Source organism: Streptomyces sp. NPDC097981, from assembly GCF_040302565.1.
GTDB lineage: Bacteria > Actinomycetota > Actinomycetes > Streptomycetales > Streptomycetaceae > Streptomyces.
The window spans coordinates 79099-95603 of record NZ_JBEORW010000023.1; the positions used below are offsets into that span (position 1 = coordinate 79099).

Consider the following 16505-nt stretch of genomic DNA (forward strand, 5'->3'; position numbering starts at 1 on the left):
TACCCCGGTGTCAGGATCTTCTGCGTCGGTGTTTCTGGATGGAGTGCCGGGTCGGACCCGGTGACGTGTTCGCTACTTGATCAGGTAGATCGTCGCGAAGAGGCCGATCCAGACGACATCGACGAAGTGCCAGTAGTAGGACACGACGATGGCCGACGTGGCCTGTTCGTGGGTGAACCTCTTGGCCGCGTACGTCCGGCCGAGGACCAGCAGGAAGGCGATGAGACCGCCCGTCACGTGCAGACCGTGGAAGCCGGTGGTCAGGTAGAACACCGAGCCGTACGGGCCTGACTTGAGAGACATGCCCTCGTGCTTGACCAGCTCGGTGTACTCGAACACCTGGCCGCCAATGAAGATCGCACCCATGACGAACGTGATCACGAACCACGTCCGGAGCTTCTTCACGTCACCGCGCTCTGCGGCGAATACGCCGAGCTGGCAGGTGAGGGAGGAAAGCACCAGGATCGTCGTGTTCGTCGCCGAGAAGGGCAGATTCAAGGCCGAAGCCTGCTCTGCCCAGTACTCGGCACCTGTCACGGATCGCAGGGTGAAGTACATCGCGAAGAGGGCCGCGAAGAACATCAGCTCGGAACTCAACCAGATGATGGTTCCGACGCTGACGAGGTTCGGCCGGTTGACCGTCGGGTGCGCGTGCCCGGTATCTACTGTCGTTGCTGTCGCCACGACCGACATTATGTCGGTCGCTTATCCCGCCCTCACCCCGGGGGGTGCCGTTCGGAGTGTCAGAGGCGTGTGCAAGGCCCGAACGGCCCATCAGACCGACGCCCGCGGGTTCATCGGCGAGGCTGTTCGAACCGATGTTGACACCGGGTCGGACGGAGTAGCATCCCGCGCAACATCAACGTGATTCACGGCACCGTGGAGGAACGAAATGCGGTCGACTGCACGGGTTCTGGTCTACAGCGACGACGCGAACACCCGGGAGCAGGTGCGGCTGGCCGCCGGCCGCAGGCCTGCCGCGGACCTGCCGCCGGTCGAGTTCCTGGAATGCGCCACGCTCCCGGCCGTCCTGAGCGAACTGGACGCGGGCGGGATCGACGTGTGCGTACTGGACGGCGAGGCGGTTCCGGCCGGCGGCATGGGCGTGTGCCGGCAGATCAAGGACGAGATCTTCCAATGCCCGCCGGTACTGCTGCTGATGGGGCGCCCGCAGGACGCCTGGCTGGCCACCTGGAGCCGCGCGGACGCGGCGGTGACCCTTCCGGTCGACCCGGTGGAGTTCCCGGACGCGCTGGCGGGCCTCCTGCGCTCCCGGCTGTCGCTGGACGCCTAGCGTCCCGGTTCGCCTGCCGGACCGTGCCGGGGCCGGCGCGCGGCGGACCGTACGGTTCCGCGCGCGCCGGCGGCGAACCCCCGGATCAGACCTGCGGGCGCAGGCGGGCCTGGTCGACCGGGCTGTGGCCTTCCTGGGTGCCCTTGAGGAGGGCGCTGCCGGCGCGCCACTCCTTCCAGTTCAGGTTCCAGTCGCCGAAGCCGTTGCCGAAGGGCTCCATCTCGTGGCCGAGGCTGTTGATCACCTTGACGATGTCGCCCTCGGAGATGTTGTCGTAGAACCAGGCGGCGTTGCCCGTGCTCATGCCGGTGCAGCCGTGGCTGATGTTCTCCACGCCCTGCGAGTCGACGGACCACGGCGCGGCGTGGACGTATTCACCGCTCCAGGTGACACGGGCGGCGTAGTAGACGGGCAGGTTGTAGTACTCATCGCCGCCGATGCCGACGGTGTCGCCGCGCATCTGGACGAAGTACTGCTTGCCGAGCACCACCTTGACCCCGTTGCGGGTGGAGTAGCCCGGTTTTCCGGTGGTCACCGGAATGGTGTTGATCACTTCTCCGTTGCGCTCGAACGTGAGGTAGTGGGAGGCGGCGTCGGTGATGACCTCGACCCGGTCCCCGATCTCCAGCGTCAGCGGCTTGCTGCCGGCCCCGTGGAGCTCGTCGGAGATCTTGATGCCCTCCAGATTGCTCCGTACGGAGACGGTGGAGTGGGCGGGCCAGTACTCCTTGGGGCGGAAGTGCAGGTTCTTGTCGTCCACCCAGTGCCAGGCGCCCTCGACGCCGGACGGCGTGTCCACGACCAGGCCCCGTTCCACGAGCGCGCGGGCGGCCTTGTCCTTGACGGGCTCGCTGAGTTCGGCCGTGATGGGCTGTCCGACGCCGTACTTGCCCTTGTCCGGCCCGAATTCGACCTTGAGGACCTTGTTGGCCGGAGTGGTCTCGAACGCCAGCCTGCGCTGCCCCGGAGCGCCGCGCTCGTCCTCGGTGTTCACCGTGACCGTGTAGTGGGCGCCGGCGGCCATCGGGACGGTGCTGTGCCAGCGGTCGCCCTTGGCACTCAGCTCGCCCGCGAGGCGGCGGCCGTGGGTGTCCACCGCCGTCACGTCGGTGATCCGGGCCCCGATCCCCTTGGCGGTGATCTCCAGGGGTTTCTCCGGGTCGACGGGCCGGCCGTTCCCGGGCTGGTTGAAGACGACCTGGTCGCCCGCGTCATACGGGCGGCCTGACAGCGGGTTGTCCCCGGGTCCGCAAGCGGTGGCGCCGGCCCCGAGGGACGCGACCAGCGCGGAGCAGCTGAGTACCGTCCAAAGACGCGGTGAGTGCTTCATGGAAGCAACGCTATGAAGGTATGACCATTACGGCGCGCGGGGTGACTGCAAACGAGGGGCCCGGACTCCTCCGTTGGAGGTGTCCGGGCCCCTGGTCATGCGCGTGTTGTTGCGGTCCTACTGGTTCTGGTTCTCACCGCGGTAGTACTCGTACACCCAGCCCCACAGGCCGATCACGATGATCGGGGCCGAGAAGTACATGAGCCACCAGCCGAAGATGACGCCCATGAACGCGAGCGCACCGCCGATGCCCAGCGAGAGCGGCTGCCAGCTGTGCGGGGAGAAGAACCCCAGCTCGCCCGCCTCGTCGGCGACGTCGGCCTCCAGGTTGTCCTGGGCCATCTCGTCCACGCGCTTGGCCGTGAAGGCCAGGTAGTAGCCGATCATGACGCTCAGGCCGAAGGCCAGGAAGAGCGCGGTGGTGCCTACGGGCTCCTTCGACCACACGCCGTACACGACGGCCATGATCAGGATGAAGAAGGAGAGCCAGAGGAACAGCTTGCCCTGGATCTTCACTTGCCGGCCTCCTTGCCACCGGTGACGGCCTTGGCGGCGACGCTGTGGTCCTCAAGGTGGTCGAGGGCCGCGATCTCAGGGTGGTGCAGGTCGAACGCCGGGGATTCGGAACGGATCCGCGGCAGGGTGAGGAAGTTGTGCCGCGGCGGCGGGCAGGACGTCGCCCACTCCAGCGAACGGCCGTAGCCCCACGGGTCGTCGACCTCGATCTTCTTGCCGTACTTCGCCGTCTTCCAGACGTTGTACATGAACGGCAGCATCGACATGCCCAGCAGGAACGAGCTGATCGTCGAGATCGTGTTCAGCGCGGTGAAGCCGTCGGCCGCGAGGTAGTCCGCGTAACGACGCGGCATGCCCTCGGCACCGAGCCAGTGCTGCACCAGGAACGTGCCGTGGAAGCCGATGAACAGCGTCCAGAAGGTGATCTTGCCGAGGCGCTCGTCCAGCATCTTGCCCGTGAACTTCGGCCACCAGAAGTGGAAGCCGGCGAACATCGCGAACACCACGGTGCCGAAGACGACGTAGTGGAAGTGCGCGACGACGAAGTACGAGTCGGAGACGTGGAAGTCCATCGGGGGCGAGGCCAGGATGACGCCGGTCAGACCACCGAAGGTGAAGGTGACCAGGAAGCCGATCGTCCAGAGCATCGGGGTCTCGAAGGACAGCGAGCCCTTCCACATGGTGCCGATCCAGTTGAAGAACTTCACACCGGTCGGGACCGCGATCAGGAAGGTCATGAAGGAGAAGAACGGCAGCAGCACACCGCCGGTGACGTACATGTGGTGGGCCCACACCGTCACCGAGAGGCCGGCGATCGCGATCGTCGCGGCGATCAGGCCGATGTAACCGAACATCGGCTTGCGGGAGAAGACCGGGATGATCTCGGAGACGATGCCGAAGAACGGTAGCGCGATGATGTACACCTCTGGGTGTCCGAAGAACCAGAAGAGGTGTTGCCACAAGAGCGCGCCGCCGTTTGATGCATCGAACACGTGCGCACCGAACTTGCGGTCGGCCTCCAGCGCGAAGAGCGCGGCGGCCAGCACCGGGAAGGCGAGCAGGACCAGGACACCGGTCAGCAGCACGTTCCAGGTGAAGATCGGCATGCGGAACATCGTCATGCCCGGAGCGCGCATGCAGATGATCGTGGTGATGAAGTTGACCGAGCCGAGGATCGTGCCGAAGCCGGAGAAGGCCAGACCCATGATCCACATGTCGGCGCCGATGCCCGGCGAACGGACCGCGTCCGACAGCGGGGAGTAGGCGAACCAGCCGAAGTCGGCGGCGCCGTTCGGCGTGACGAAGCCGGCCACCGCGATGGTCGAGCCGAAGAGGTACAGCCAGTACGCGAACATGTTCAGCCGCGGGAACGCCACGTCGGGCGCGCCGATCTGCAGCGGCATGATCCAGTTCGCGAAGCCCGCGAAGAGCGGGGTGGCGAACATCAGCAGCATGATCGTGCCATGCATGGTGAACGCCTGGTTGAACTGCTCGTTCGACATGATCTGCGTGCCCGGACGAGCCAGCTCGGCGCGCATGAAGAGCGCCAGCAGGCCGCCGATGAGGAAGAACACGAACGACGTGACCAGGTACATCGTGCCGATGGTCTTGTGGTCGGTAGTGGTCATCCACTTCACGACGACATTGCCCGGCTGCTTGCGCCGCACCGGCAGCTCGTTTTCATACGAGTCGGCGGCGGCACCCTGAGATTCGTTGAGGATGCTCACAGTTTGTTCGTCTCCGCATTCCGGGCCGGGTCAGTCTGCTTGATGCCGGCCGGGAGGAAGCCGGTCTGCCCCTTCTCGGCCAGTTCCTTGAGGTGCGCCCGGTATGCCTCGGGCGAGACGACCTTGACGTTGAAGAGCATCCGGGAGTGGTCGACGCCGCAGAGCTCGGCGCACTTGCCCACGAAGACGCCCTCCTGGGAGGGGGTGACCTCGAAGACGTTGGTGTGGCCCGGGATCACGTCCTGCTTGAACAGGAAGGGGACCACCCAGAAGGAGTGGATGACGTCGTTCGACGACAGGATGAAGCGGACCTTCTCGCCCTTGGGCAGCCAGAGCGTCGGGCCGGGGTTGCCGGTCTCCGGGTTCCGGTCGCCGGGAACGCCCTTCTCGTAGACGCCTTCGGCGCCCGCGGGGAACTCCTTGGTGAAGCGGTCCGGGATGTTCGCGAGTTCCTTCGGAACCGCGCCCGCCTTCGGGGTCGCCGCATCGCCGTCGACGTTCTCGACGTAGTTGAAGCCCCAGCTCCACTGGAAGCCGATCACGTTGATCGTGTGCGCCGGCTTGGGGGTGAGGGTGAGCAGCTTCGACTCGTCACGCGCGGTGAAGTAGAAGAGCACCGAGACGATGATGAGCGGGACCACGGTGTACAGCGCCTCGATGGGCATGTTGTACCGGGTCTGCGGGGGAACCTCCACCTTGGTCCGGCTGCGCCGGTGGAAGATGACGCTCCAGATGATCAGGCCCCAGACCAGGATGCCCGTGACCAGAGCGGCTGCCCACGACCCCTGCCACAGGGACAGGATGCGAGGCGCCTCCTCCGTGACCGGATAGGGCATTCCGAGGCGGGGGAAGTCTTGCCAGTTGTACGAGCAACCAGTGGCGGTCGCCAGGACCACGCCCGCAGTCAGCGCCTGCAGCAGCTTCCGCCGCATCGGGCGCCGCGGCGAGCGGTCGGAGCCGTAGGGACTCACGTAGCGCCTTCCCGAGAGTCTCGGCCCGCGCGGCCGGCCGCGGCCGTATTCGGGTCGGTCGCCGGCCCTGACGCAGGCAGGGGTTTGGATGTTTATGCGGACCAAACCCTACTGGACGCTATTTGGGGTCGCGCGGGGAGGGTGCCCAACGCGCCGCTACTGCCCCCGAAGGGATGGATCCGCCGTACGGGGGACGGCCCAACACCCCCTGAATGGCGGCCTCCGGAGGGCATCTGACGGCCCCTGACCTCGAACGTCCCCGGCCTCCGGCTAGCGTGGCCGGATGCCCTACTTCGACACCGCGTCCGCCGCCCCCCTGCACCCCGTGGCCCGGCAGGCGTTGCAGGCCGCCCTGGACGAGGGCTGGGCGGACCCCGCCCGACTGTACCGGGAGGGCCGGCGCGCCCGGCTGCTGCTGGACGCGGCGCGCGAGGCGGCCGCGGAGGCCGTCGGCTGTCGACCCGACGAGCTCGTGTTCACTCCTTCGGGGACACACGCGGTTCACACCGGAGTCGCGGGAGCCCTCGCCGGGCGCCGGCGCGTCGGCGGCCATCTGATCGTATCGGCAGTCGAACACAGTTCTGTCCTCCATGCGGCGGGCGCGCACGAGGCGGCCGGCGGCACGGTGACCCGGGTCCCGGTGGACCGCACGGGCGCGGTGTCCCCGGCCGGATACGCCCGCGCACTGGACGCGTCGACGGCGCTGGCCTGCCTCCAGTCGGCCAACCACGAGGTGGGCACGGTCCAGCCGGTGGCGGAGGTGGCCGACGCCTGCGCGGCGGCGGGGGTGCCGCTTCTGGTGGACGCGGCGCAGTCGCTGGGATGGGGCCCGGTGGAGGGCGCCTGGTCGGTGCTCACCGCGAGCGCGCACAAGTGGGGCGGTCCGGCAGGGGTCGGGCTGCTGGCGGTCCGCAAGGGGGTCCGCTTCGCGCCCCAAGGGCCCGCCGACGAACGGGAGTCGGGCCGCTCCCCCGGCTTCACCAACCTCCCGGCGATCGTCGCGGCGGCGGCGTCGCTGCGCGCGGTGCGGGCCGAGGCCGAGACCGAGGCGGCCCGGCTGCGGATCCTGGTGGACCGCATCCGCCGGCGGGTGGCGCGGCTGGTGCCGGACGTGGAGGTGGTCGGGGACCCGGACCGGCGGCTGCCGCACCTGGTGACGTTCTCCTGCCTGTACGTCGACGGCGAGACGCTGCTGCACGAGCTGGACCGGGCGGGCTACTCCGTCTCGTCCGGCTCCTCCTGCACCAGCTCCACGCTGACCCCGAGTCATGTGCTCCAGGCGATGGGCGTGCTGTCGGAGGGGAACGTACGCGTCTCGCTGCCGGCCGGGACGACGGCGCAGGAGGTCAACGGCTTCCTGGAGGTCCTGCCCGGGGTGGTGGCCGGGGCCCGCGCCACGCTCGGCGTGAGCGAGGCGCCGGCCGCGGAGCCGGTCTCGGACGCGCTGGAGATCGACGCCCTGGGCCTGCGCTGCCCGCAGCCGGTGATCGAGCTGGCCCGGGTCATCGGTACGGTCCCGGTCGGCGGCACCGTGACCGTCCTGTCCGACGACGAGGTGGCCCGGCTGGACATCCCCGCGTGGTGCGCGATGCGCGGTCACGCGTACCTGGGCGAGGCCCCCCGCCCGGCGGGGGTCGCGTACACCGTCCGCCGTCAGGTCTGACGCGGCCGCGGGGCGGGTTTCCCTCCCCGCGGCCGGCCGGCGGCGGCTACGCGGGCAGGTGGGCCCGCACCTCGGCCGCGGCGGGCTCGCCGTAGGCCTTCGTGAAGCGCTCCATGAAGTGCGCACGGGCCAGCGTGTACTCCTGGGTCCCCAGCGTCTCGATCACCAGCGTCGCCAGCATGCAGCCGATCTGCGCGGCCCGCTCCAGGCCCACGCCCCAGCCCAGGCCGGTCAGGAACCCGGCGCGGAACGCGTCACCGACGCCCGTCGGGTCGATCTTCGCCGTCTCCTCGGGGCAGCCGACCACGATCGGCTCGTGGCCGACCCGCTCGATCCGCACGCCCTGGGAGCCCAGCGTCGTGACCCGGGTGCCGACCTTGGCGAGGATCTCCTCGTCCGACCAGCCGGACTTCGACTCGATGAGGCCCTTCTCGTACTCGTTCGAGAAGAGGTACGTCGCGCCCTCCATCAGGGTGCGGATGTTCTCGCCGTCCATCCGGGCGATCTGCTGCGAGAAGTCCGCGGCGAACGGGATCCCCCGCGTCCGGCACTCCTCCGTGTGGCGCAGCATCGCCTCGGGGTCGTCGGCGCCGATGAGGACGAGGTCGAGCCCGCCCACCCGGTCCGCGACCGCCTTCAGCTCGATCAGGCGGGCCTCGCTCATCGCGCCCGTGTAGAAGGAGCCGATCTGGTTGTGGTCGACGTCCGTGGTGCACACGAAGCGCGCGGTGTGCAGCACCTCGGAGATCCGCACGGACGCGGTGTCGACGCCGTGCCGGTCCAGCCATGCGCGGTACTCGTCGAAGTCGTATCCGGCCGCGCCGACCAGGATCGGGCGGGTGCCGAGCTGGCCCATGCCGAAGCAGATGTTCGGGCCGACGCCGCCCCGCCGTACGTCGAGGTTGTCGACGAGGAAGGAGAGGGAGACCGTGTGCAGCTGGTCCGCGACGAGCTGGTCGGCGAAGCGGCCGGGGAAGGTCATGAGGTGGTCGGTGGCGATGGAGCCGGTGACTGCAATACGCACGGCGTGGATGCTCCTGCGAAGGACGGCGAGGGGACAGTCAAAACTACCCGGTCACGGCCCGGCTGGCCGACCGCACGAAACTACCCCGTAGTAGGTCTTTCTTCGCCTGCCGCGCCGTGCCTACGGTGCCCCCATGACCTACACCGATGGATTCGGGTACGCGGGCACCGCCGAGAGCACCGCCGACACGCGGCCCGGCTTCGCCCGGCTGCTGGGTGACTGCGCCAGGATGGCCCCGCACTGGGCGGTCCCGGCGGACCCCCGGCCGGACCGGGTGGCACCCTCCGAGATCCACGGCATCAGCGTCCCGCCGGCCTCGGCCCGCCTGATCGCCTCGACGGCCGAGTACGGCGACTGAGCCGTTCTCCTCCGCCGGACGCGGAACCGGTTCGCCGTCTGTTCCGTCACAGCCGCATCAGCCACAGCGGCGAGGGCGAAGGAGCAAGCGGTGACCAGCGAACAACCCGACACATCACGCGGCACACGGCGGCGGCCGGCCTGGGCCATCGGCTCGATCGCGGCCGCCGTCCTGCTCGCGGGCGGAGGTACGGCGTACTGGGCGTCGGCTGCCCACGGCGACGGCACGCCGGGCGGCCGAACGGGTGACAGCGCGGCCTCGGCGCCCCGCGTCGCGCCGGGCCCCTCGGGGCCGGGCATCGCCCCCGGCGAGCCGGATCCGCACGGCGCCGGGGTGACGTATCGGGCCGACGTCGCGCTCCCCGAGGCTCCGGCGACCGCGCCGGCCTTCGCCGCGACCGGCGAGGTCACCTCGGAGGAGGTGGCCCGGCTCGCGGCGGCCCTCGGCATCCCGGGCACCCCGCGGCTCACCGGGGAGCTCTGGCAGGCCGGGGAGGGCGCCGATGGCACCGGACCGCGGCTCACGGTGAACCACAAGGCCCCCGGGACCTGGAACTTCTCCCGTTTCCAGGGGACGGGCGGCGCCGGTGACGACTGCCGCCGCGGCAAGGACACCTGCGGCCCGGCGACCCTCCCGCAGGGCGCCCCGAACGCCCAGGAGGCGGACGGCTCGGGCGGCAAGGGCGGGACGCCGGTGAGCGAGGAGGCCGCCAAGGCCGCCGCCGCCCCGGTGCTCGCGGCCGTCGGCCAGAGCGGGGCCCGGCTGGACGCCCGGCAGACGCAGGGCGCCGTACGCGTGGTGAACGCCGACCCGGTGATCGACGGGCTGCCCACGCAGGGCTGGTCGACGAAGGTCAGCGTGGGCGCGGACTCGCAGGTGGTGGCGGGCAGCGGCGAGCTGAAGGCGCCGGCCCGCGCCGCCGACCAGCCGGTGGTCGGGGCCGTCGAGGCGCTGGCCCGGCTGAACCGGTCCTCCGCCGGGTCGGGCGGCACGGACCCAGGACCGAGCGGCTGCGCGACCTCGGTCCCGCTGACGCCGGACACCCCGGCCGGCCCCTCGGACACGCTGCCCTGCAACCCGGAGCCGCGCCCGATGAAGCCGCCCCGGACCGAGACCGTCAAGGGGGCCGTGCTCGGGCTGGCCCCGGGAACCGTGGACGGGACGCGCGGCCTGGTGCCGGCCTGGCTGTTCGAGGTGGCCGGAAGCAACGGCGGGCCGGGCCGCACGGTGGTCCAGGCGGCCGGCGAGAACGCCTCCACCGCGCCTTCGGCCCCCAAGGGCGGGAAGACCGTCCCCGGGTTCTCGTACAAGGAAGCCGACCGGAAGCTGACCGTGAACTTCTGGGGCGGGGTGTGCAGCACCTACGCGCTGGAGGCGCGGGAGGAGGCCGGGTCGGTGACGGTGAGGATCACCGACACCCCGAACGAACCGGGCCGGGCCTGCATCATGATCGCCCAGGACATGACCGTGTCGACGACCCTCCAGCAGCCGCTCGGCGAGCGCAAGGTGATCGACGCGACCACGGGCAAGCCGCTCCCCCGGCAGTAGCCCGGCACGCGGAAGGCCCCCGGCACCGAGAGGTGCCGGGGGCCTTCCGTCGTACGGGCCCGGTCCAGGCTTAGCTGAACGAGTCGCCGCAGGCGCAGGAGCCGGTGGCGTTGGGGTTGTCGATCGTGAAGCCCTGCTTCTCGATCGTGTCGACGAAGTCGATCGAGGCGCCGTGCAGGTACGGGGAGCTCATCCGGTCGGTGACGACCTTCACACCGTCGAAGTCCTTGACGACGTCGCCGTCGAGGGAGCGCTCGTCGAAGAAGAGCTGGTAGCGCAGGCCGGAGCAGCCGCCGGGCTGGACGGCGACGCGGAGCGCCAGGTCATCGCGGCCTTCCTGCTCCAGCAGGGTCCTGACCTTCTCGGCGGCGGCGTCGGACAGGAGGATGCCGTCGCTCACAGTGGTCTTGTCGTCCTGTACGGACATCTGCATTCACTCCCGAAGTGGGCGGCTCCCCGCCTCAGGCAGGGAAACGTCGGACTCTTGCCGTCGATGGCAACGAGCGGGGCCGCGGATTCATTCCGGACCCGACGCATGTTTCAGATATTCATGCTCGCACACCACCGCGGGCGGGTGGTCCCGACGGACCGAGGGCTTCGTCTCAGGCGAATTCGTCACATCGACACTATCGGCATCGTCAAAGTGACATGAAGCGGCTATCATAGATAGCGTCAAATAGACGAGAAGTCGAAGCTCTGCAGAAGTCCCCTTGTCGCAGAACAGAAAGGGTGCGTGTCGTGACCACCGCCCAGCCTTTGGACGTCCAGCCGACGCCCCTTGCCCTGCTGCTGCTCGGCCGCGAGGCCGACCCCAAGAGCGAGCGCGGGGTGGAGTGCCCCGGCGACCTGCCCTCGCCGTCGGACCCGGACCTGGTCGCGCGCGCCCGCGCGGCCAAGGAGAAGCTCGGGGACAAGGTGTTCATCCTCGGCCACCACTACCAGCGTGACGAGGTGATCGAGTTCGCCGACGTCACCGGCGACTCCTTCAAGCTGGCCAAGGACGCGGCCGCCAAGCCGGAGGCCGAGTACATAGTCTTCTGCGGCGTCCATTTCATGGCGGAGTCCGCGGACATCCTGACCTCGGACGCCCAGAAGGTCGTCCTGCCGGACCTCGCCGCCGGCTGCTCGATGGCCGACATGGCCACCGCCGAGCAGGTCGCGGAGTGCTGGGACGTGCTCACCGAGGCGGGCATAGCCGACGTGACGGTCCCCGTCTCGTACATGAACTCCTCCGCCGACATCAAGGCGTTCACCGGCAAGCACGGCGGCACGATCTGCACGTCGTCCAACGCCGAGCGGGCCCTGGGCTGGGCCTTCGAGCAGGGCGAGAAGGTGCTCTTCCTGCCGGACCAGCACCTGGGCCGCAACACCGCCGTCCGCGACATGGGCATGTCCCTGGACGACTGCGTGCTCTACAACCCGCACAAGCCGAACGGCGGCCTGACCGTCGAGGAGCTGCGGAACGCCAAGATGATCCTGTGGCGCGGCCACTGCTCGGTGCACGGCCGGTTCTCGGTCGACTCGGTCAACGACGTGCGCGCCCGCATCCCGGGTGTGAACGTCCTGGTCCACCCCGAGTGCAAGCACGAGGTCGTGGCGGCCGCGGACTACGTCGGCTCGACGGAGTACATCATCAAGGCGCTGGAGGCGGCCCCGGCCGGCTCCAAGTGGGCCATCGGCACCGAGCTGAACCTCGTCCGCCGCCTGGCGAACCGATTCGCCGCGGAGGACAAGGAGGTCGTCTTCCTCGACAAGACGGTCTGCTTCTGCTCGACGATGAACCGCATCGACCTTCCGCACCTGGTGTGGACCCTGGAGTCGCTGGCCGAGGGCACCCTCGTGAACCAGATCCAGGTCGACAAGGAGACGGAGAGCTTCGCCAAGCTCGCCTTGGAGCGCATGCTCGCGCTCCCGTAGCCGTCCCTCCCGTACGCCCGAAGGGCCGCCCCCCTCGATCGAGGGGGGCGGCCCTTCGGGCGTCCGCAGGACCGTCCTGCCGGACCGTCCGTCAGACCTGTGCCGGGGACTGCTCCTGCGCGGCGTCCGGCGCCGGGACCACCGTGAGGCGGGCCGAGCGCCTGGCCTCGCGCCTGGCGCGGCGGCGCTCCTTGCGGAGCTCGATCATCGTGTAGAGGGTCGGCACCAGCAGCAGCGTCAGCAGGGTCGAGCTGACCAGGCCGCCGATCACCACCACCGCGAGCGGCTGCGAGACGAACCCGCCCCCGCCGGTCACGCCGATCGCCATCGGGAGCAGCGCGAAGATCGTCGCGAGGGCCGTCATGAGGATCGGGCGCAGGCGGTGCCGGCCGCCCTCGATGACGGCCTCGACGACGCCGAGGCCCTGGGCGCGGTACTGGTTGACCAGGTCGATCAGGACGATCGCGTTGGTCACCACGATGCCGATGAGCATCAGCATGCCGATCATCGCCGGGACGCCCAGCGGGGTGCCGGTCACCAGCAGCAGGCCGAGCGCGCCGGTCGCGGCGAACGGGATCGAGACCAGCAGGATCAGCGGCTGGACCAGCGAGCGGAACGTGGCCACGAGCAGCATGAACACGATCGCGATGGCTGCGAGCATGGCCAGGCCCAGCGAGGCGAAGGCGTCGCTCTGGTCCTCGGCGACACCGCCGATGGTGGCGGTGGCCCCCTCGGGCAGGTCCAGTGCCTTGATCTTCGTCTGGAGCGCGGCGCCGATCGCGCCGGTGTTGTCGCCCACCGGCTTCGCGGTGATGGTGGCGGCGCGGGCGCCGTCGATCCGGGTCATCGAGACCGGGCCTGGAACCTCCTTGACCTCGGCGACGTCGCCGAGCCGGACCGGGCCGACGGGCAGCGCCTGCAGTTCGGCCAGGGTGGTGGCCGGGTGCGCGGACTTGATGACGATGTCCCGCTCGGTGTTGTCCAGTACGGCCTTGCCCGCCGGGGTGCCGCGTACGGCCTGGGCCACGATCGCGCCCAGCGCCGCCTGGTTCAGGCCCGCCTCGGCGGCCTTGGGGGTGGCGGTCACCGAGATCCGGGGCACGGACTGGGACAGGTCGCTCTGTACGTCGGTGACGTCGTCGAGGGCGGCCACCTCGGCCCGGACCTGCTCGGCGGCCTTGGCGAGGACGCCCGCGTCACCCGCCTTGACGACCACGGTCAGGTTCTGGCTGCCGAAGCCGCCGCCCGCCGAGATGGCGGTGTCGCCGATGCCGTCGAGCTTGCCGAGCGCGTCCTGGATGCGCTTCTTGACTCCCTCGGAGTCGCCGGAGTCCTCCAGAGTGACCTGGTACGAGGCCTGGTTGGAGCCCGTACCGCCGCCGAAGGCGGCCAGGAAGCCGGAGGAGCCGACGGTGACCTGGTAGTCCTTGACGCCCTCGACCCCGGTCAGGGCCTTCTCCACCTTGCGGCTTGCCTCGTCGGAGGCGGCCAGCGAGGTGCCCGGGGGGAGCTGCTGCTTGACCGTCAGGACGCTCTGCTCGCCCTGGTCGAAGAAGTTGGTCTTCAGCAGCGGGGCGATCCCGAAGGTGGCGACGAGGACCACGACCGCGACGGCCAGGGTGGCGATCCGGCGGCGGGTGACCAGGCCCAGGGCCCGGACGTAGAACCGCTGGAGACGGCTCCTGGCCTCCTTCTCCCCGGCCTCGCGCCGGGCCTTCGCCACGCTCTCGGCGTTCGCCGGGTCGACACCCTTGGGCGCGCGCAGGAACCAGTACGAGAGCACCGGCACGACCGTCAGGGAGACGATCAGCGAGGCCAGCAGGGCCGCCGCGACGGTCAGGGAGAACGGGCCGAAGAACTCGCCGACCATGCCGCCGACGAAGCCGATGGGCAGGAACACAGCGACGGTGGTGAGCGTGGAGGAGGTGACCGCGCCGGCGACCTCCTTGACCGCGGCGATGATGGCGGCCTCGCGCTCCTCGCCGTAGCCGAGGTGGCGCTTGATGTTCTCCAGAACCACGATCGAGTCGTCGACGACGCGGCCGATGGCGATGGTGAGCGCGCCCAGGGTCAGCATGTTGAGCGACAGGTCGCGGGTCCACAGCACGATCAGCGCGAGGACCACGGACAGCGGGATGGAGACCGCGGTGACCAGCGTCGAGCGCAGCGAGGCCAGGAAGACCAGGATCACGATCACCGCGAAGAGCAGGCCGAGCAGGCCCTCGGTGGTGAGGCTGGAGATGGACTTGGCGACGGGCGGGCCCTGGTCGCTGACGACGGTCAGCTCGGCGCCGGCGCCCAGTGCGGAGCGCAGCTCGGGCAGTTCGTCCCGGACGGCGTCGGAGATCGCGACGGCGCTGCCGTCCTTGTCCATGGTGAGGACGAGGGCGAGGCTGGGCTTGCCGTTGGTCCGGGTGATGGAGACGGCCTTGGCGGGTTCCTGCTGGACGGTGGCGACGTCGCCCAGGCGCACGGCCGGCTTGCCGGGGCCGGCGCTCAGTCGCAGGTCCTCCAGCTGGGCGAGGGAGGTGTAGCCGCCGCCGACGCGGACGGTCCGGTTCTTGCCCGCCTCGTCGAAGGAGCCGGCGGGGACGGCGGCGCCGCCCGCCTGGAGGCCCTGCGCGAGGGCGGCGCCGTCGAGGCCGGCCGCCGCGAGCTTGGCGTTGTCGGGGGTGACGGCGACCCGGAGGTCCTGGACCCCGTCGACGCTGACCTGGCGGACGCCCTGGATGTCCTCCAGGACGGGGACGACGGAACGGTTCAGCTGATCGGCCAGCGCCTGCTGGTCCTTGTCCGCGGTGACGGCGAGGACGACGGTCGGGATGTCGTCGGTGGAGCCGGCCACGACCTGGGGGTCCACCTCGGCGGGCAGCCGTACGCGGGCCCGGTTCACGGCCTGCTGGACGTCCGCGACGAGCTGCTTCGTGCCGCTGTCGCCGTAGTCGAACTTGGCCATGATGAGGGCGTTGCCCTCACTGGCGGTGGAGGTGATGCCGGTGATGCCGCCGACGCCCTTGAGGGTGGCTTCGATCGGCTCGATGACCTGCTTCTCCACCACGTCGGGCGAGGCGCCCTGGTACGGCGCGAGCACGGACACCATCGGCAGTTCGATGGACGGCAGCAGCTGCTGCTTGAGCTGCGGGATGGCTATGGCGCCGAAGAGCAGTGCGGTGATCGACACGAGGCCGATCAGCGCTCTTTGGGCCAGGCTGAAGCGGGACAGCCAGGACATGGCGTGGGATCTCTCTGCAGTGGGGTGCGCGTGGGCCTCGGAGGCCGCGGGCCTTCAGGCTCCCGTACCCCGGGCGGTGGTGCGTCGCCCCAAGGTGCCGTCCTTATGTGCGGCATACCGCGTCCGCAGTACGCGGCCGTACTGCGCGGCCGTACTGCGCGGCCGGGCCGGCGGGGCGGGGCCGCCGGCCGCGCCGCTACTCGGCCCGGGGGCGGACCAGTCCCGATTCGTAGGCGATGACGACCAGTTGGGCCCGGTCGCGGGCGCCGAGCTTGGCCATGGCCCGGTTCACGTGGGTCTTGACGGTGAGCGGGCTGACTTCGAGCCGTCCGGCGATCTCGTCGTTGGACAGACCCGCGGCGACGTGGACGAGGACCTCGCGCTCCCGGACGGTCAGCGCGGCGAGCCGTTCGGCGTGCGCGGCCGCCGGGACGCCGGGGTCGCCGCCGCCCTGGGCGAGGAACGTGGCGATGAGCCCTTTGGTGGCGGCCGGGGAGAGCAGCGCCTCCCCGGCGGCGGCGACGCGGATGGCGTTGAGGAGCTCCTCGGGTTCGGCGCCCTTGCCGAGGAACCCGGAGGCGCCGGCCCGCAGGGACTGGACGACGTACTCGTCGACCTCGAAGGTCGTCAGCATGACCACGCGGACGGCGGCGAGTTCGGGGTCCGCGCTGATCATGCGGGTGGCCGCGAGTCCGTCCGTGCCGGGCATCCGGATGTCCATGAGCACCACGTCGGGCCGGGTCTGCCGGGCGAGCTCGCAGGCCCGGGCGCCGTCGGAGGCCTCGCCGACGACCTCCATGTCGGGCTCGGAGTCGACCAGCACCTTGAAGGCGCTGCGGAGCAGGGCCTGGTCGTCGGCGAGCAGCACCCTGATGGTCGTCGGCGTCTCTTCCACGCCCCGACCCTACGCGGTCAGGTTCCGGGG

At 70.1% G+C, this 16505-nt stretch carries 14 protein-coding genes; 5 read left to right on the forward strand and 9 right to left on the reverse strand.

Annotated elements, in window-relative coordinates; all coding sequences use genetic code 11:
- Positions 1-72: 72 nt before the first annotated feature.
- The gene (ctaE, locus tag ABTY04_RS22515) at positions 73-693 is read right to left on the reverse strand and encodes an aa3-type cytochrome oxidase subunit III (protein WP_352215151.1); all 621 of its coding nucleotides are present in this window, start codon (positions 691-693) and stop codon (positions 73-75) included.
- A 199-nt stretch (positions 694-892) separates the two neighbouring features.
- On the opposite strand from ctaE, the gene ABTY04_RS22520 reads away from it, so the two are divergent.
- Entirely contained in the window at positions 893-1294 is a 402-nt protein-coding gene (locus ABTY04_RS22520) for a DNA-binding transcriptional response regulator (protein ID WP_352215152.1), read from the forward strand.
- A gap of 85 nt (positions 1295-1379) precedes the next feature.
- Here ABTY04_RS22520 and ABTY04_RS22525 read toward each other — a convergent pair whose 3' ends face one another.
- The 4 genes from ABTY04_RS22525 to ctaC form a co-directional block, all read right to left on the reverse strand.
- Positions 1380-2624 carry a L,D-transpeptidase gene (locus ABTY04_RS22525; RefSeq protein ID WP_352215153.1) on the reverse strand — a complete coding sequence of 415 codons (1245 nt, stop codon included), beginning with the start codon at positions 2622-2624 and terminating at the stop codon, positions 1380-1382.
- Between the two features lie 117 nt (positions 2625-2741).
- The gene (locus tag ABTY04_RS22530) at positions 2742-3140 is read right to left on the reverse strand and encodes a cytochrome c oxidase subunit 4 (RefSeq protein WP_136215173.1); all 399 of its coding nucleotides are present in this window, start codon (positions 3138-3140) and stop codon (positions 2742-2744) included.
- Positions 3137-4867, reverse strand: a complete 1731-nt coding sequence (ctaD, locus tag ABTY04_RS22535) for an aa3-type cytochrome oxidase subunit I (protein ID WP_352215154.1) — start codon at positions 4865-4867, stop codon at positions 3137-3139. Before ctaD ends, ABTY04_RS22530 begins: the two co-directional genes overlap by 4 nt.
- Positions 4864-5838: an aa3-type cytochrome oxidase subunit II gene (gene ctaC, locus ABTY04_RS22540; protein ID WP_352215155.1), complete on the reverse strand. Its 975-nt coding sequence runs from the start codon at positions 5836-5838 to the stop codon at positions 4864-4866. Before ctaC ends, ctaD begins: the two co-directional genes overlap by 4 nt.
- A 283-nt stretch (positions 5839-6121) precedes the next feature.
- Here ctaC and ABTY04_RS22545 point away from each other — a divergent pair, with 283 nt between their 5' ends.
- Positions 6122-7501, forward strand: a complete 1380-nt coding sequence (locus ABTY04_RS22545; RefSeq protein WP_352215156.1) for a cysteine desulfurase/sulfurtransferase TusA family protein — start codon at positions 6122-6124, stop codon at positions 7499-7501.
- Positions 7502-7547: 46 nt separating this feature from the next.
- Here the strand turns inward: ABTY04_RS22545 and ABTY04_RS22550 are convergent, their stop codons facing one another.
- A complete protein-coding gene (locus ABTY04_RS22550) occupies positions 7548-8525 on the reverse strand; it encodes a carbohydrate kinase family protein (protein ID WP_352215157.1) in 978 nt (325 codons plus the stop codon).
- Positions 8526-8658: 133 nt separating this feature from the next.
- Here ABTY04_RS22550 and ABTY04_RS22555 point away from each other — a divergent pair, with 133 nt between their 5' ends.
- Both ABTY04_RS22555 and ABTY04_RS22560 read left to right on the forward strand, forming a co-directional pair.
- Complete coding sequence (locus ABTY04_RS22555; RefSeq protein WP_352215158.1) at positions 8659-8883, forward strand: hypothetical protein; 225 nt, start codon at positions 8659-8661, stop codon at positions 8881-8883.
- Between the two features lie 90 nt (positions 8884-8973).
- Positions 8974-10431 (forward strand): hypothetical protein, encoded by a 1458-nt coding sequence (locus ABTY04_RS22560; RefSeq protein ID WP_352215159.1) that lies wholly within the window; start codon positions 8974-8976, stop codon positions 10429-10431.
- Positions 10432-10501: 70 nt separating this feature from the next.
- On the opposite strand, the gene erpA is transcribed toward ABTY04_RS22560, so the two are convergent.
- Positions 10502-10858, reverse strand: a complete 357-nt coding sequence (gene erpA, locus ABTY04_RS22565) for an iron-sulfur cluster insertion protein ErpA (protein WP_030010511.1) — start codon at positions 10856-10858, stop codon at positions 10502-10504.
- Positions 10859-11160: 302 nt separating this feature from the next.
- Between erpA and nadA the strand changes: the two genes are divergently transcribed.
- The gene (nadA, locus tag ABTY04_RS22570) at positions 11161-12348 is read left to right on the forward strand and encodes a quinolinate synthase NadA (RefSeq protein ID WP_352215160.1); all 1188 of its coding nucleotides are present in this window, start codon (positions 11161-11163) and stop codon (positions 12346-12348) included.
- A gap of 91 nt (positions 12349-12439) precedes the next feature.
- Here the strand turns inward: nadA and ABTY04_RS22575 are convergent, their stop codons facing one another.
- Together ABTY04_RS22575 and ABTY04_RS22580 are read right to left on the reverse strand one after the other, a co-directional pair.
- Complete coding sequence (locus tag ABTY04_RS22575; RefSeq protein WP_352215161.1) at positions 12440-15580, reverse strand: efflux RND transporter permease subunit; 3141 nt, start codon at positions 15578-15580, stop codon at positions 12440-12442.
- A gap of 196 nt (positions 15581-15776) precedes the next feature.
- Positions 15777-16475 (reverse strand): response regulator, encoded by a 699-nt coding sequence (locus tag ABTY04_RS22580; protein WP_352215162.1) that lies wholly within the window; start codon positions 16473-16475, stop codon positions 15777-15779.
- Between the last annotated feature and the right edge of the window lie 30 nt (positions 16476-16505).

What these genes read in the sequence shown, in the direction of transcription:
- ctaE (WP_352215151.1), bottom strand. Translation starts at nt 693, where the DNA reads ATGTCGGTCGTGGCGACAGCAACGACAGTAGATACCGGGCACGCGCAC.
- ABTY04_RS22575 (WP_352215161.1), bottom strand. Translation starts at nt 15,580, where the DNA reads ATGTCCTGGCTGTCCCGCTTCAGCCTGGCCCAAAGAGCGCTGATCGGC.
- erpA (WP_030010511.1), bottom strand. Translation starts at nt 10,858, where the DNA reads ATGTCCGTACAGGACGACAAGACCACTGTGAGCGACGGCATCCTCCTG.
- ABTY04_RS22555 (WP_352215158.1), top strand. Translation starts at nt 8,659, where the DNA reads ATGACCTACACCGATGGATTCGGGTACGCGGGCACCGCCGAGAGCACC.
- ABTY04_RS22545 (WP_352215156.1), top strand. Translation starts at nt 6,122, where the DNA reads ATGCCCTACTTCGACACCGCGTCCGCCGCCCCCCTGCACCCCGTGGCC.
- ABTY04_RS22525 (WP_352215153.1), bottom strand. Translation starts at nt 2,624, where the DNA reads ATGAAGCACTCACCGCGTCTTTGGACGGTACTCAGCTGCTCCGCGCTG.
- ABTY04_RS22520 (WP_352215152.1), top strand. Translation starts at nt 893, where the DNA reads ATGCGGTCGACTGCACGGGTTCTGGTCTACAGCGACGACGCGAACACC.